The sequence below is a fragment of the Buttiauxella agrestis ATCC 33320 genome (genome assembly GCF_000735355.1).
Lineage (GTDB): Bacteria > Pseudomonadota > Gammaproteobacteria > Enterobacterales > Enterobacteriaceae > Buttiauxella > Buttiauxella agrestis.
The window spans coordinates 111,074-127,562 of record NZ_JMPI01000057.1 but is presented as its reverse complement, the minus strand read 5'-3'; the positions used below and the strand labels follow the sequence as shown (position 1 = coordinate 127,562).

Sequence of the window (16,489 nt, the reverse complement as noted above, 5' to 3'; positions counted from 1 at the left end):
TGTTATGTGAGTTTTTTATGAAGAGTGTCAGACGTTGCGTCACCAATAACAAACTATTATGTAACATTAATGATGAGGAAATAAATAAAGGCAAAACACGCGGCGGGACTATAGATAACCTGGATAACCAAGTCAATCACAAAAAATAGTGATTAAACGCTAATTTCGCGATTCATTGATTCTCTTTAAGCTTTTCATCAAATAAAGACGTTAGTGACACAGCGACTTTATCTTTCAATTACCATTTTAACGCAATATTATACAATTCTTTATTGATTTTATTTCGATGTTAATCAGTAGGTTATGTGTATTTTTCGTTTGTTGTTGAACAGGCTTTTATTATTAACTAATGTCCATTTTTACCTATAAGTAGCAGTTCTTTTTTGAGTGCAAAATGAATACAATTAAAAAGGATTTGAGAATGCCAGCGCGATTTCTTGTTTGTTAATAATTTAAATCATTTAAAATAACCAATGGCGCTTGTTAATTAATTGTTCGTATTTGTTTTGATTTTAATACGTGCGGGATCTTCTTAATATCGTTGTAAATGTTAATTAATTATAACGTTTTTTCTATTCCATTATGTCTTCTGCAAGAATTTTTCCATTAATCAATATACTCACCATGCTACCTAAATAGCACACTAAGCATAAGCAACGGGTTAAATACTTGGACTCTACAGCCAGCAACAGCACAGCGTATACCAATAAACGGTGGGTTTTCCCGCTGGTTCTCCCGTTCCTGCTTTACTCACTGGCCCAATTGCTCAGTAGCCACCTTATTGTCGATGGACGAGTTCTGGTGGTTTATGACCTGGAACTGGCGGCTATCTCTGCGGTATTGGTGCTATTTGGTTACAGAGCCGTACCCGGCCTGATTCTTCTCTCTGTATTTTCCCTGCTGTTCCGTTCTTCAACCGAATCCTACGAGCTGCTTGGTTACCTGATTGCCGCATTCATCAGTTACTTCTTCTACACCAGGTATACAGGCTGGCGCAGTGCATCAAGTTTTGGGCGGATTTCACTCACGACCCAGCGAATTATCTGGCTCTGTCTGTGCAATGCGGTGCTCAATACGCTTTTTAGTGAAGTGATTTGCCTGCTGACCACGCCGCATACGGGTTCAGGAATGGTCTGCGATTACATTTTTAACGCGGAAACCCTGGTCAGAATCCAGGGGGTGATGAATGGCTGTATCACGGGCATTCCTTTGTTTTACACCGCGTTAAGGATTATCTGCCGCCCGAAATACGCCGCAGTCTGCCAGAAGTCAGTTTTGGCCCAGCTATCAGAAAACGTCGGTTACACTCGCTTTTCCGCATGGGCCTTATCGCTACTCATCCTGATGGTTTGTCTGAATATTCCCTTCAAAGACAATATCTTCTTCACCTTCTACAGCCTGGTACTGATATTCCCGCTGATGCTGTGGAGCTCGGTGCGCATTGGCTATATTTTCACGGCTCCCGTCTGGACCGTGATGATGATTGTGCTGGCGAAGAATAATGTGAATTACATCGCAGTCAATGATGACTTCATGTTGCATCAGGTGCTGGTCTCGACGGCTATTTTTATCTTCACGCTCACCATCGTGATCATGGGCGTGCTTGCCCGTTTCAACACCCTACGCATTGAGCAATTGCTGAATATGGGTCTGACGGACCCGATGACCAATATGCCCAATTTGCGGGCATTGAAAGCGGATATTCAGGCGTCTCCAGACTCCACGGTATGCCTGATTCAGGTGCCGGAAATGGAGCTTTTTTCGCGTCGCTACGGGCTGCACTTTCGCGCCAGATACCAGAAAAAACTGGCCGAGCATCTGCGCCTTAAGCTCAATGTTGATGAGAAAGTCTATTACCACGCGGGCTATGGGCTGCTGCTCAAGCTGGAGCAACCTAGCTGGGGAAGACTGAGCATTTTGTACAAATCGGCGAATACCTTTCGCTATTCTCATAACAATCAGCAGCTCGGGTTTCGCAGTGGTCTGGGATATTGCCGGGCCACGCAGTTCTGTAACGATGTCTACAGCCTGACCGGGAAACTGGGCATTGTTTCCGGGCTTTCGCTGGTCAACGGTAAGCCGGAAAACCTCGAGGCGCAGTCCAGCCGTATTCATGAAAGCTATATTGTTGGGCGCACTGATATTCGTACCGTATTGCAGAAAACGCTGGATAACGACGCATTTGTATTAATGGCGCAGCCGATCGTCAGCACCTGTGGCGAGCCGCGTTACCACGAAATTCTGCTGCGTATGTTAGATGAAGAAGGTCGGTTTATTCCGCCGGATCGTTTCTTACCGGTGGCAACCGAAGCGGGGCTTGCGCCTGATATCGACTTATGGGTGATCAGAAATACGCTGAAAACCATGCAGTTGCATCCGGAACACTGTTTTTCTATCAATCTGGCTCCGGTTACTGTGTGTCGCGCCAGTTTCGTTCATCACGTTCAGTTACTGCTGACGGAGTTCGGCGTCGATCCGCATCGCATTATCTTTGAAATCACGGAAGCGGATGCGCTGTCAGATACCGAACAGTCACAAAATACGGTGCGTTCGCTCAAAAGCCTGGGTTGCCGTGTGGCGATTGATGACTTCGGCACGGGCTTTTCGAGCCATGCTCGCCTGATGGATGTCAGCGCCGATATTCTGAAAATAGACGGCTCGTTTATTCGTGAAATTACCGATAACGAAGTCAGTCATTACATTGTTGAGTCATTTTGCCATGTTGCAAAAATGAAAAATATGCAGGTCGTCGCTGAATATGTTGAGAATGAAAAAATTCAACGCTGCCTGGAAAATATGAATGTTGACTGGCTTCAGGGATATCACATTGGTAAGCCAGTGCCGTTGCTGACGTTGATATAACGACACGCATAAACAAATTCTTTAATTAAGCATTCATTTCACATTATTTAGATAACTGGAAACCCATGCGTAAATTTTTAACAATACAGCGCCCCTCAGATGTGGAAGAAACCAAGGGCAGCGAAAATTTTCTGACATCCTGGCTGCATAAATTACATGTGGGGGTGGCGATGAAGCTAGGGCTGATGCTGGTTGCCTGCATCGCCGTGCTGCTGATTGGCGCATCGTTCCTGTTGTCATCGTATTTAGCTAAACAACTGCAGGATAACGCCCTGGAAGTTTTGCGTTCAAATACGCGTATCTTCCATAACAATATTATTACTGAATATAAACGAGTTACCCGAGACGCTGAACGTTACAGCAATGTTTATATTAATAACTACCAGAATATGTCTCCGGTGCCGCTGCGTTCATTAGGGACTGAAGAGTTAAAAGCCTTATTAAGCGATACGCGTATTAATGCGCATTTCACCGAATTAACCAGCGTATTTGCCTCGACCTTTATTCGTGAAGGCGAGCAATTTGTTCGTGTCTCCACCACTCTCCAGGGCAAAGAAGGCAAAATAGCGACATCCACCGTTCTGAGCCATGACAACCCGGCGTTAGCGGGGCTGATTAAAAATAAACCTTATTCAGGTGTGGTGACGATATATGGCAAACAATTCATCAGCCACTACGAACCTATTACCGATAAATTCGGCCAGGTGGTGGGGGCTGTTGCGATTGGTTTTGACGTTAAACTGGCGCTGCAGCCAGTTATTAAAGAGTTACTAGCGGTTCACATTGGCGAAGGCGGCTATGCGTACGTGCTGGATGCGGGGTTCAGCCCCGGCATGATGGTGGCGCACCCAACGCTTGCTAACCAGCATGTAGAAAACATTACCGACGCCCATGGCTACAAGCGTTATGCCGATATTATGGCGCTTAAAAATGGCACGGTTTATTACGAAACCGTGAGCGGTTACGGTGCGGCACCGCGCAAACGTGTTGCGGTATTTGAATATATAGATGGCATTAACTGGATTATTTCCACCACCAGTTATGTCGACGATGTTGCCCGCAGCAGCAATCTGGTGCGTAACAGTTTGCTGATGTTCAGCGTGCTGTTAATGCCGGTGATTTTGATTTTGATTGCCGCCACCAGCCGTATTCTGATTTCACGCCGTTTAAATAAAGTGCTGCGAATTTCGCAATCTATTGCTCAGGGCGACCTGACCGTGAATGTGCAGGTCGATCACAACGATGAAATCGGTGATTTGCTCAGTGCGAACGAAAAGATGCGTCAGTCGTTGCACGCGTTGGTGGGCGGAGTGGTTTCACATGCCCGCCGCGTTCATGAAGCGGCTTTAAATATCACCGAAGCGGTGGATGGCCAGGCCTCGACCAGCGTGGAAACTTCATCTTCAGTGGCAGAAATCACCTCGACGATGGAAGAACTTTCGGCCTCCTCAACGCAAATTGCCGAGCATTCTCGTGCGGTGGTGGATATCGCCAATGTCACGCTTGATGACTGCAACAAAGGCTCTGATTCGATGGGCGAACTGCTCACTCGTATGGCTGATATCGACAGTGACAACCAGCAAAGCATGCGTGAAATCATGATGCTGGGTAACAAGTCCAAAGAGATTAGCCGCGTGATGATTATCATCAATAACGTTGCGGACCAAACCAAACTCATCGCGTTTAACGCAGCCCTTGAAGCGGCAAGTGCGGGTGAATCGGGTAAACGTTTCTCGGTGGTTGCCGCAGAAATCCGTCGCCTCGCGGACTCCGTAACGGAATCGACTTTCGAGATTGAGAACAAAATCAGCGAAATTCAGAACTCGATTAACCGCCTGGTGCTCAATGCCGAGAAAGGCAGTAACAGCATTAAAGCGGGTACTAAAGCCTGCAAAGTCAGCGCCGATCGCCTGCATGATATCGTTGCGACCGCCGAGCAAACTTCTACCGCCGCCATGCAGATTTCACTCTCTACGCAGCAGCAGAAAACGGCAAGCAATCAGGTGGTTATGGCGCTGCGTGAGATCGTGGTGGCCAGTAATTACACCTCGCAATCGATTAAAGACATTCTGTCTATCAGCCAGGATATGACTCAGCTTTCCAATGAGCTAAATCAGGCCTCACAGTCTTTCAAACTGACGGACGGCTCTGATGTGCAGGCCTAAAATCCGCGTGCTGATCGTCGATCATGGCGGCTCGTCGCGCAATGATTTGATTCGACAGCTTGAGATTAATAAAAGCATTGAAGTGGTGGGGCAATCCGTTCATCGCGAACAAGCGGCGAGCCTGGTGCAAAAGATGGCTCCGCAGCTTCTGGTGCTGACGTTAGGTGCGCCGGGTCGTGAAAATGTCGAAACCGTGGAAACGATTATGGCGACCTGCGCCATTCCAATCATGGTGATGCGTTATTACGCCGATGCGCAGTGGGATGCGGAATTTATCACCCGCGGCGCGTTGGCGGTGGTCTGCAACCCTGGCGAGTCGGTGCAGGCGACGAAAGCGTTACATCGTCAGGTGGAAATGCTGGTGGAAGTGAAGGTGATACGCCACATTCAGGGGCTACGGCATCATGCAGAAGGGGCGGTGAAAACCGCGCCGATCCCTGAAATCGCTCAACCGCAGCATCACGAATGGCCGTTTGTGCTGGCGATTGCCTGTTCCACGGGCGGCCCGCAGGCACTGAGCAAATTGTTACAGGCGCTACCGGGCATTTTCCCATGCCCGATTATTATCGCGCAGCATATTGCCGACGGTTTCGCCACCAGCATGGTGCAATGGCTGGATGGCATTACCGAGCTGCAAGTGCAACTGGCGCAAGTGAATGACGTTTTAACCGCAGGACGGGTCTACATTCTGCCGCCTGAGCAGCATCTGGTGGTGAAAAAAAACCATCGTCTAGCGGCTGTCGCACGCCAGGCCAGCGACGTGTACCACCCAAGCTGCAACCTGCTGCTGGAGTCCGTGGCTGAGGTTTATCGTGAAAAAGCGGTCGGCCTCATTATGACGGGCATGGGCAGTGATGGTTGCCGGGGAATCGAAGCGATTTTCCACAAAGGCGGTAAAACGCTGGCTCAGGACGAGGTGACGTCGGTGGTGTTTGGTATGAATAAATTCGCCATTGATAAGAACGTTATCCACAAAATCTTACCGCTGGAGCAGCTCGCCGCGACGTTACTGGCGATGACCCATCCCCGGTATTTTGAAGGTAAACGCTTATGATCCCCAATATTGCAGCCTTTAAAGATCTTATTAAAGACCGTGTCGGCCTGCATTTTTACAACGGCATGGAAGGGTTGCTGAATGCCGCTTTGCATCAGCGCATCTCCGAGCGGGGAAAAGAAAGTAGCGCTGAATATTACGAGAAACTTTGCGTCTCGAGCGTCGAATTCGACAAGCTGTTAAGTCTGCTCACCATCAATGAAACTTACTTTTTCCGCGAGCCGGAAGTGTTGGATATCGTCTGTGAAAAGCTGGTGCCGCGCATGCTTGAGCAGAAGGGCGGCCCGGTACGCATTCTGAGTGCAGGCTGTTCATCTGGCGAAGAAGCCTACTCGTTGGCAATAAAGCTCCACCAGAAATATCACGATAAATTTGCCAGAAGCGTGGAAATTCACGGCTGCGATATCGACGTTAAAATTCTCGAGAAAGCCCGCGCGGCGAGTTATTCCAGCTACTCGTTTCGCGGCGTTGACCCGCTATTGCAGCAAACGTATTTCACGCGCCACGGGAATCAATTTCAGTTACACGATGTGATCCGCGAAAAAGTGACGTTCCATCGCTCGAATATTGTTAAAGAACAACTCCAACCCCAATTCGACATTATCTTGCTGCGCAACGTCTCCATTTACTTTGATGTCGAAACGCGGCGACTGCTGCATTTTAATTTGCTGAACATTCTGCAACCCGATGGCGCGCTGTTCTTTGGGAATGCGGAAACGCTAGCCAATAATTTTGGCATCTTAAAACTCAAACAAGAGAGCGGGCATTTCTATTTCTGCCAGCCGAAAACATCGCGCCTTCAGCCTCCGGCGGCAAGCGTCGCACCCAGGATCATCACTCCGGTGATTCCGGCCCAGGCCCCTTTTGTGGCCGCATCGGTTCCCTCCGTGCAGCAGTGCGATAGCTGGATTAAAAAGGCGCTCGCGTGTGTGGCTGACAAACGTTTTGTCGAAGCAGAAGAGTGGATTAGCCAGGTGCTCGATAGCGATATTGATAACCAGGAAGCCTTGGTGATTAAAGGCGCGATTGCGCTGGAAAAATGCGAGTTCGAACAAACCGCGCTCAGTGCGCAGCATGTCCTCGAACTTGATGAATGGTCAGCGGAAGCGAAGATGCTGCTGGGGTTGGCCATGATGTGGCAGCACCACACACAACAGGCGATTGCCTGGTTTAAACAGGTGGTTTATCAACAGCCTGGGTATTGGCCCGCGCATTACTACCTGGCGGAAATGTATCGGCAAAGTGAACTGCATCGCCCCGCGCAGCGAACCTACCGCATCACACTGCAATTACTCAACGCGGAAATGAACAATACGACGGCCAACGCCAGTTCGTTGCGGCTGCCCTTGTCGTTCCCGAGTAATTCGTTTCGTTTTCTTTGTGAACATCAGTTGGCGCAGTTCACCAGTCAGGATGGGATTTAGAGAACCGTATGGCAATCGATCTTAAAAAATTTGTGCTGCGCTTTATTGATGAAGCAAACGGCCATTTGCAGACCGTGAAAGAAGGGGCGTTTTCGCTCTCATCGGGTGAAAATGTTGATGCACAAATCGGTGAGATGTTCCGTGCAGCCCATACCCTGAAAGGGGGCGCGCGTATGCTGAAACTGCAAAGCATCGCCGATGTCACCCATCAGCTTGAAGAGATCTTAAGTGAGCTGCGCGATAAGAAACTCGAACCCGACCAAAACCTCGGCACGCTGATTCTGCAGGCCACGGATGACATCTCCAGGCAACTCGACCAGTTGACCGCCAGCGAAGGCACTAACAACTTGCCCCCGGCAGACGCACAATTATGCGAGCGTCTGGCGCGTGCCAGCCGTGGCGAAATGGGCGACGAACCGGTGCAGGCAAAAGTCGTACCGGCGGAGAAACCCGTTGTGGCGCTCGATATCGCAGAAAGCGGACTCAAACAAGCCGGTTCGGTGCGCGTCAAACTCGAAAAACTCGATGACCTGATTAATATTCTCGGCGAAGTGGTTGCCAGCCATGACCGCCTGGAGCAGCAGGTTCAAAGCCTGTCGAACATTGGGCCGCGCCTGGCCCATATGGATGCCGACCAACTCCGCCAGGAAATCCTGCAATTTAGCCGCCAGCTAAAAGAAGATTTCCAGGTTCAGCATCTCCAGATGTACGAACTGTATGACGTCGCCACCACGATTCGCATGCTCCCGGTTTCCATGCTGTTCGAGCCTGTTTCACAGCAGGTGCGTGAACTTGCGGCTTCGCTCAATAAGCAGGTGGACTGCCGGATTCTGGGCGGCGAAGTAGAAATTGACCGGCAATTAATCGACCGACTTTCTGAGCCGTTAACGCATCTGCTGCGCAACGCAGTCGATCACGGGCTTTGCGAAGCGCCAGAGCGGCTGGCTGCCGGGAAATCGGCGCGCGGCACTATCACATTGACCACGCAGCAAGACGGACGCGGTATTTTGTTGCGCGTCGAAGATGACGGGCGCGGCCTGGATTACCCGGCGATTCGTGCCAAGGCGGTTGCTCGCGGCCTGGTGAGCGCCGATGTGGTTGACCAGCTTTCAGAGCTGGAATGTAACGAGCTGATTTTCCACCCCGGTTTTTCGACCAGCAAAATTGTCACGGAGCTTTCGGGACGCGGCGTAGGGCTGGATATCGTTCGCAAAACTATCGTCACCGATTTGCAAGGCACGCTTCAGGTTCACAGCCGCCCAGGCCAGGGCACCACCTTTATTATCAGGTTGCCGATTTCACTGGCGATGATGCGCATTTTGCAGTTTGAACAGCAAAACCACCTGTTTGGCCTTGCGGCGCAATATGTGGTCGAAGTGGTGAAATGTTCTCGCGAAGAGATTCGCGATATTGCTGACCGCCCGGCCATCATTCTGCATAACGAGTTTATTCCGGTGATTTCCGCCGCCGAGATCCTGCGTATTAATGACCGACACGGCAGCCAGACCCCTACGCCCGTGGCGACCAGTTTGCTGCTGATCATTATTCAGAATCAGTTCGGCAAGATGGCGATGCTGGTGGATAACCTGCTCGACGAACGCAACATGATGATAAAACCCCTGCCGAAACACATGCAGCACCAGGCTCTGGTTTCCGGCATGGTGCTCACCGCGGATAACCAACTGGTGAGCGTTTTGCAGGTACCGGTGCTGATGGAAATGGCGCAAAAGCAGGGGCAACCAAGGGCGGCCGCGCATAAGCCAGAGGTTCGACAAAACTCCTGGCATGTGTTGATCGTCGATGACTCCCTGAACACCCGTGAAATTGAGAAAAACGTGCTGGAAGCGCACGGTTATCAAGTCACGCTCGCTGAAGATGGATTCTCAGGTTTACAAAAAGCGCGCTTAACGCAATTTGACGCCGTTCTGACGGATGTCGAAATGCCAGTAATGGATGGATTCTCACTGACTAAAGCACTTCGCGCTGAAGAAAATTATCAACATATTCCGATAATTATCGTCACCTCCAGGGCAAAAGAAGAAGACCGCCGCCGGGGCATTCAGGTCGGCGCGGATGCTTACATCGCCAAGGGTGATTTTGAGCAAGATAGTCTTATAGAAACATTAAAGATGCTGTTGTGCTGACGGCGCTAAGTGAGAAAAAAATGCGTGTTTTATTAGTAGATGACGATTTGTTTTCGGCGGAGTTGGCTTCGGTATTTCTGGAAATGAGCGGTTATGAAGTGATTATTGCCGAAAGTGCGATGACGGCGTTAGCCAATCTGGACTCAGACAGCGAAATCAGTCTGATCATAAGCGATTTCCATATGCCGGATATTACCGGCCTGGACTTGTTAGAGATGCTGCGTGCCAACGGCTGGAAAAAACCGTTCATTTTACTCAGCGCCAGCGAGATGACCGACATTACTATCATCCCTGATTGCTGGGTGAAGAAAGACGAGAATATGGCAGAAAGATTAGTGGCCGTAGTGAATGAAATTCTCAACCCAGACGTAGCTGCTCAATAAATTAAAAAATCATGATGAATCAACAATTGACGCAAAATACGATGAACACCGCGCAGGATAAAATCGCTCGTTTACGCCAGCGATTTTTGCAGCGCATTCCCGAAATGCTGAAACAAGCGGACGCTCTGCTGGCGAAGTTGACGGCTGCACCTGTGGATGCGGACAATAAACAATTACACCTTTTACTGCACAGCATCCACGGCACCAGCGCTTCGTTTGGCTTCACCAAAATAGCCAGTCTTGCGGCGGAAGGTGAGCATATGTTGGTGAGCAATACGCTTCCCGACTCGCTTTACCACAAGCTAAAAGAGCTGGTTCAGCAGCTCTACGCCTTAACCGAAGAGCAGGCGGAAAGCGCACGGCGCGGCGGGGATTCACTTGTGAAATTCCCGATAGCCGCTTCAAGCCAGGACGAAGTGGCGATTAACCGCACCATTAAGCCGGTTTACCTGTGTGACGATGAAAGCGAGCAGGCCGAGCTGCTGGCGACGCAACTGCGCTGCTTTGGCTTTATTTGTTATGTGTTTACCAACACCGCTGATTTCACCAAGGCCGTTATCTCGCAGCCGCCTTCGGTGGTGATTATGGATGTGAGTTTCCCGGAACACGCCTACGGTGGCCCGCTGGCGATGTCAGATTTAAAAAAGAAAGTCGGCACACCGTTTCCGGTGCTTTATCTTTCCTGCCACAGCCATTTCCATGCCCGCATCAATGCCATTAAAGCCGGGTGCGACGGCTATTATGTTAAGCCCGCCTCCACCACCGATTTAGTCCAGGAACTGCATCGATTAACGCAGCCTTCGCTGAAAAAACCGTATCAGGTTTTGTTGATTGATGACGAGCCGGAAGTCGCGCAATACAACGCTGAAATGCTGCGCATGGCTGGCATGGAAGTGCATGTTCTGACACAAATCCCTCATTTGCTGAACGTGCTGAACACCCATCCGATTGATATCGTGCTGATGGATTTCCACATGCCGGATTACAGCGGCGAAGAGTTGACGAAACTTATCCGTCAAATCCCGCAGCATATCGGTTTGCCGATTGCGTATTTGTCGAGCGAAACCAATAAAACGACTCAGTTCGGGGCGATGAGCACCGGCGCTGAAGATTTTATTATCAAGCAGGCCGACCCGCAGGAGTTGATAAATGCGGTGTCGATTCGTGCGGAAAGAATGCGTACCCTGCGGGCGCGTATGTCGCAGGACAGCCTGACCGGGTTGTATAACCACTCGACCACCACGCATTATCTTGAAAGCGCTATTACCGAGTCTAATTACAGCGGTATTCCCTTTAGCCTGGTGATGGTCGATTTGGATCACTTCAAAAATATCAATGACACTTACGGCCACGTGGCGGGCGATCAGGTTATTTTGGGGATTTCGCAGCTGTTTTCTCATCGCTTACGCAGCACGGATATTGTCGGGCGTTACGGCGGGGAAGAGTTCGCGATAATTATGCCTGCGACCACCAAAGAGCAAGCGGCGGCAGTTGTTGAAAGACTGCGTCAGGGCTTTGAAAAAATACACTTCTCGGTGAACCAGACCCGTTTTAGCAATACCTTCAGCGCAGGCATTGCCTCCTGGCAGCCGGGCGACAAAATCGAAAGTATCCGTGAGCGTGCCGACCAGGCTCTGTATTGCGCGAAGCAGCATGGGCGCAATCGCTATTGCCTCGCCAATGATAAGGACGTCGCATGAGCGAGCAATTGGAACACATTTTAAGTCACTATCAAGACGAAAACCGCGAAATCACCAACGTTGATGAACCGCAATGCAGCCTGGTGTTATTCAAACTGGCGGAGAAGAAATTCGCGTTTTACGGCTCGCAAATCAAAGAAATTATGGCAGAACGCCCGGTTTCGTGGGTGCCTGGTTGCCCGCCTTCTCTGGAAGGGGTGATTAATTACCGGGGACGCGTTGAATCTGTGATTAATATTAATCAGCTGCTCGACACACCTGCAACGGACGCGGGTAAACGCACCATTCTGATTGGCCGTGGCCAGAAAATGCAAAGCGGTATTCTGGTCGATAAGTTAATTGATGTGCTGGAAGTTGCCGAGAGCCAGATTCACCCGGCAGCGGATAACTTATCGGCCACTATGCAGAAAATCGTGGTCGGCATTGTGCCTGTCGGTTCCGAATATTTTGCGTTACTGGATCTGGATTTAGTCTTCGCACGTTACCTGGAAACCAGCGGCTATGACTCAAGGGCTTAGTCTTGCGGCGGTGCGCATCACGCTGGGAAACCAGCGCTTCTATATTCCTGCTACTCAGGTGCAGCGCTGTTCATTGGTTGTTTATGAAGCCGAAGACATTCCGCGCTTAAGCCAATGGTTAGGGTTGCCTGACGAACCCGAAGAAGGGATGCATCTGCATCTGATTGTTCCAGCAAGCAATGTGGAGCAGGGGTGGTATTTGTGGGGGAAACTGGAGAATGTGCAGTTATCGCCGGGAGATATTTATCCTTTGCCTGAATTATTAAAGCCGTGCTGCCAGCTACCGGCGCTCAGGGCTTTGGTGTGGGATGAGGGATTTAGTGGGTTATTGAGTTGGCCTGTGGGATCGTCCCTGGGGAATCTATAAGTCTTGTTGTTTTCCGTCCACCTGTACGTTATTCGATCCCACATAAATCTGCGAACGGTGAACGTGCCAGGTGGATAACGACATCCCCCTGGCGACCCCGTCGCCCGGTGATTAAATTGCCGCTGCGCGGTAAACCCCAGCTTACCCCCAACGTTCAGGGTTGTTCGCGAATGTTGGGTGAAAAACGGTGTTTACCGCTTGCGGCGATTGATTTGCCGGGAGTCCGGGTTCTTAGGGTGGCGACGGTGGCCACCCTAAGTCGTTCACCGTTCATTGATCTATATAGGATCTGAGAACTTTCGGGTGAACGGAATATCACCATACCGCCATAGTTGCCCCCTCAAATGCCATAAATGGCAGCGGAACTCACATCCAAAATATGTTAAAAGTGCACATCTAAGATCGCCTCCCTGGGTTAACGAAAAATGTCTGACAATCTTATCGAGCGCATTTCCACCGCGTTAGAATCTGAATATACGCTTGAAGGACTTGTCCGACAGTTGCTTGAGATGCTCGAATTGGTGACCAATATGGAGTCCACTTACCTGACTCGTATTGAACCGGATGGCAGTTTTCAGCACATTCTTTTTGCCCGAAATACCCGCCAGATGCAGATTCCTGAAGGCCTTTCAGTGCCGTGGGGCGATACGCTTTGCAAGCGTGCATTGGATGAAGGCAAGCGTTATACCAGCGATGTGGCAAAAGTCTGGGGGGATTCGCAGGCGGCGAAAGCATTGGGGATCACGACGTATGTCAGCACCCCGGTGACGCTCGCGGATGGATCTTTATATGGCACGCTGTGCGCGGCCAGTTCTGAGCATCGTATTTTGACTGACCGCAGTGAGCAAGTGTTGCAACTCTTTGCGCAGCTGATTGCGCAACAGATTCAGAATGAACAGCTTTTGCAGCAGTTACAGCAGGCCAATGCCGCGCTCACGACCGCCAGTTACACGGATGAGCTGACCGGTTTGCCCAACCGCCGCGCGGTGTTTGAACAGTTACCCAAACTCTTTTCACAGGCCCGCGACGACGCCCGATTTGTGCTGCTGGCATTTGCTGATCTGGATGATTTTAAAGAGATTAACGATATCCACGGCCATGAAGCTGGGGACGACTTCTTGTGTGAAATAGGCCAGCGTTTGCAAAAGGGAACGCGCCCTGACGAGATCATCGGACGCGTCGGCGGTGATGAATTTATCGTGGCGGGATTTGGGCCGTCAAATACTGACGAAGCACAACATGCTGCGCAGGCATTCAAAATTCGCCTCTCGAACTTGCTGACCGGCGAGTTTCAGCTACATTCCAGTGTGATTAATTATGCAGGCCCGAGTATCGGTGTCGTCGCGGTCAATCCGGCTGAGACTGACCACGATACGGCTTTGCGTGAAGCCGATACGGCGATGTATGTCGAAAAGGCGCATCGTCGGGGCTTTTAAACATTCCTGGTTAGCAGTCAAACGTTGCGGAGAAAACAATGAAAGATGTCGTCATCGTGGGAGCGGCACGCACGCCCATCGGCTGCTTTCAGGGGGCGCTTTCCCCGCGCAGCGCCTCGGAGCTGGGAAGTGCAGTAGTGAAAGCCTTGCTTGAACGCAGCGGTGTGAGCGAGCAGGAAGTCGATGAAGTTATTCTTGGGCAGGTTTTGACGGCAGGCGCCGGGCAAAATCCGGCACGACAGACCGCACTGAACAGCGGTTTACCCTGGTCTGTTTCCGCCATCACCATCAATGACGTGTGCGGATCTGGCCTGAAAGCGCTGCATCTTGCGACGCAGGCTATTCAATGCGGTGAGGCGGATGTAGTGATTGCGGGCGGGCAGGAAAACATGAGCCGCGCGCCACATGTTTTGGCCGATAGCCGAAACGGCGCGGGGTTAGGCAATTCCCAACTCATCGACAGCCTGGTTCACGATGGCTTGTGGGACGCGTTCAATGATTACCACATGGGCGTCACCGCTGAAAACCTCGCTCGCGAATACGGTATTAGCCGTGAAAGCCAGGATGCTTACGCGTTGGCATCACAACACAAAGCGCGGGCGGCAATTGATGCCGGGCGTTTTAAAGATGAAATCGTCCCGGTGGCGTTTGAGTCGAATAGCGGAAAACTGGTGATTGTTGATACTGACGAACAGCCACGTACCGATGCCAGTGCCGAAGCCCTGGCGCAATTACGACCAACCTTCGATATTCAGGGAAGCGTGACAGCAGGAAATGCCTCTTCAATTAATGACGGCGCCGCAGCGGTGTTAATGATGAGTGCCAGCAAAGCCGAAGAGCTGAATTTACCGGTTCTGGCACGCATTCGGGCTTTCGCCAGCGTTGGAGTGGATCCCGCCTATATGGGGATTGCGCCAGTGACGGCGACTCAGCGTTGCCTTGAGCGAGCAGGCTGGACGCTGGAAGAGCTTGATCTTATTGAAGCCAACGAAGCCTTTGCGGCCCAGGCGCTTTCAGTAGGTAAAATGCTGGAATGGGACGAGCGCAAAGTGAATGTTAACGGTGGTGCGCTAGCCCTGGGGCACCCAATCGGTGCGTCGGGCTGCCGAATCCTGGTGTCTCTGGTGCATGAAATGATCAAGCGAGACGCCAAAAAAGGACTGGCGACGTTGTGTATTGGCGGCGGGCAGGGTGTTGCCCTGGCAATTGAACGAGATTAACAGTACCCATCATTCTTAAAGCGCAAGCGTAGGTCGTACAGCAGCGTCATCCGACAAAACTAACCAGCGTAAATTAAAGCCTTCCCAGCGGAAGGCTTTTTTCTTGTATATAGATCACACTCTCACCCCTTTTTATTTAACTGCGTCACATATTTTTATTCATTTCTTAATTTTATTATTAAGAAATCCGGCGATTTAATTTTATTTAAGTCTGGTTGTATTGCTGTGTAAATAAACTTAAACATCGTTGAAATGCTTTTTTAAAAGTGTTTTTGGCACTTTTAATGTGATGCCTGTCGTCAAATGTCAGGCTTTGATGTTTGTTTTGTTGATAGTCGTCACGAATATTGCCATGTGTGTATTTTGACATAAACATTTACGATCCCGATCACTAAAATATTGTTCATTTAAAAATAAAATCCAGTTTCATAATAATGAAACGATATTTCAATGAGGGATTAGAAACATGTTGAAGAAAACTCTGGGTCTGGCAATGTTGATTGGTGCTTCTTTTGCAGCACAGGCTGTAACCGTCGACTTACGCCATGAATACATTGACGGTGGTAAGACGGATAAAACCAACGCTGACCGCGTCTCAGTTTCGCATCGTTTTGCAAATGGTTTTGGTTTCTCTGTTGAAGCGAAATGGAAATCAGGCGGTGATAATACCGATCAGCCATTTGCTGATTTCATCGGTAATGGACATGAAGAAGCGATTAGCTGGCAATGGAAAGCCAATAAAAACTTCTCGTTAACACCAGGTTTTAATATTGAAAGTAACGACAGTCGTACTATTTATAAGCCAAACTTGCGCGCACAATATAGCTTCGACAATGGTTTCTATGTCGCAGTCCGCTACCGTTATGACTACACCCGTTACCCGGCAAGCGCGAATAAAGAAGATGATAAAGTGAACCGTGGTGATGCGTGGGCTGGTTTTGTGATGGGTGACTGGCGTACAGAGCTGAACTACGTTTATGCGCGTAGTGAAGAAGGTAACGCACGTAATAATAACAAACCTTATTCTCAAGAATATAATGTGAAGTTAGCTTACAAACTGGATAAAAATTGGGCTCCATATGGTGAAGTCGGCAACGTCGGTGTGAATGACCGTGACGATCGCCAGACCCGTTTACGTGTCGGTGTGGCATACAGCTTCTAATAGTGCATTAATAACTTCATTCATTAATACCCTTTCAAACAGCCTCCGCCTTTG

At 49.9% G+C, this 16,489-nt stretch carries 12 protein-coding genes; all 12 read left to right on the top strand.

The annotated features are described in order from the left end of the window. Nucleotides 1–669: 669 nt before the first annotated feature. A complete protein-coding gene (locus GBAG_RS16415) occupies nucleotides 670–2,862 on the top strand; it encodes a sensor domain-containing phosphodiesterase (protein WP_034498139.1) in 2,193 nt (730 codons plus the stop codon). Between the two features lie 65 nt (nucleotides 2,863–2,927). Next, on the top strand, nucleotides 2,928–5,027 hold the full coding sequence (locus GBAG_RS16410; RefSeq protein ID WP_034498138.1) for a methyl-accepting chemotaxis protein: 2,100 nt from the start codon (nucleotides 2,928–2,930) through the stop codon (nucleotides 5,025–5,027). Next, entirely contained in the window at nucleotides 5,014–6,081 is a 1,068-nt protein-coding gene (locus GBAG_RS16405; RefSeq protein ID WP_034498137.1) for a chemotaxis protein CheB, read from the top strand. Before GBAG_RS16410 ends, GBAG_RS16405 begins: the two co-directional genes overlap by 14 nt. Next, on the top strand, nucleotides 6,078–7,505 hold the full coding sequence (locus GBAG_RS16400; RefSeq protein ID WP_034498135.1) for a CheR family methyltransferase: 1,428 nt from the start codon (nucleotides 6,078–6,080) through the stop codon (nucleotides 7,503–7,505). Before GBAG_RS16405 ends, GBAG_RS16400 begins: the two co-directional genes overlap by 4 nt. Nucleotides 7,506–7,513: 8 nt before the next feature. After that, nucleotides 7,514–9,649, top strand: coding sequence for a hybrid sensor histidine kinase/response regulator (locus tag GBAG_RS16395; RefSeq protein WP_034498133.1), 2,136 nt, complete (start codon nucleotides 7,514–7,516; stop codon nucleotides 9,647–9,649). 20 nt (nucleotides 9,650–9,669) lie between these two features. Then, nucleotides 9,670–10,032 (top strand): response regulator, encoded by a 363-nt coding sequence (locus GBAG_RS16390; protein ID WP_034498154.1) that lies wholly within the window; start codon nucleotides 9,670–9,672, stop codon nucleotides 10,030–10,032. Nucleotides 10,033–10,046: 14 nt separating this feature from the next. Then, nucleotides 10,047–11,732 carry a diguanylate cyclase gene (locus GBAG_RS16385; protein WP_034498152.1) on the top strand — a complete coding sequence of 562 codons (1,686 nt, stop codon included), beginning with the start codon at nucleotides 10,047–10,049 and terminating at the stop codon, nucleotides 11,730–11,732. Further along, nucleotides 11,729–12,250: a chemotaxis protein CheW gene (locus GBAG_RS16380; RefSeq protein ID WP_034498131.1), complete on the top strand. Its 522-nt coding sequence runs from the start codon at nucleotides 11,729–11,731 to the stop codon at nucleotides 12,248–12,250. Before GBAG_RS16385 ends, GBAG_RS16380 begins: the two co-directional genes overlap by 4 nt. Continuing rightward, on the top strand, nucleotides 12,234–12,617 hold the full coding sequence (locus tag GBAG_RS16375; protein ID WP_034498129.1) for a hypothetical protein: 384 nt from the start codon (nucleotides 12,234–12,236) through the stop codon (nucleotides 12,615–12,617). Before GBAG_RS16380 ends, GBAG_RS16375 begins: the two co-directional genes overlap by 17 nt. Before the next feature lie 425 nt (nucleotides 12,618–13,042). Next, nucleotides 13,043–14,053 (top strand): sensor domain-containing diguanylate cyclase, encoded by a 1,011-nt coding sequence (locus GBAG_RS16370; RefSeq protein WP_034498128.1) that lies wholly within the window; start codon nucleotides 13,043–13,045, stop codon nucleotides 14,051–14,053. Nucleotides 14,054–14,091: 38 nt separating this feature from the next. After that, complete coding sequence (locus GBAG_RS16365; protein WP_034498126.1) at nucleotides 14,092–15,273, top strand: acetyl-CoA C-acetyltransferase; 1,182 nt, start codon at nucleotides 14,092–14,094, stop codon at nucleotides 15,271–15,273. Nucleotides 15,274–15,739: 466 nt separating this feature from the next. Continuing rightward, complete coding sequence (locus tag GBAG_RS16360) at nucleotides 15,740–16,435, top strand: oligogalacturonate-specific porin KdgM family protein (RefSeq protein WP_034498124.1); 696 nt, start codon at nucleotides 15,740–15,742, stop codon at nucleotides 16,433–16,435. Nucleotides 16,436–16,489 lie beyond the last annotated feature (54 nt).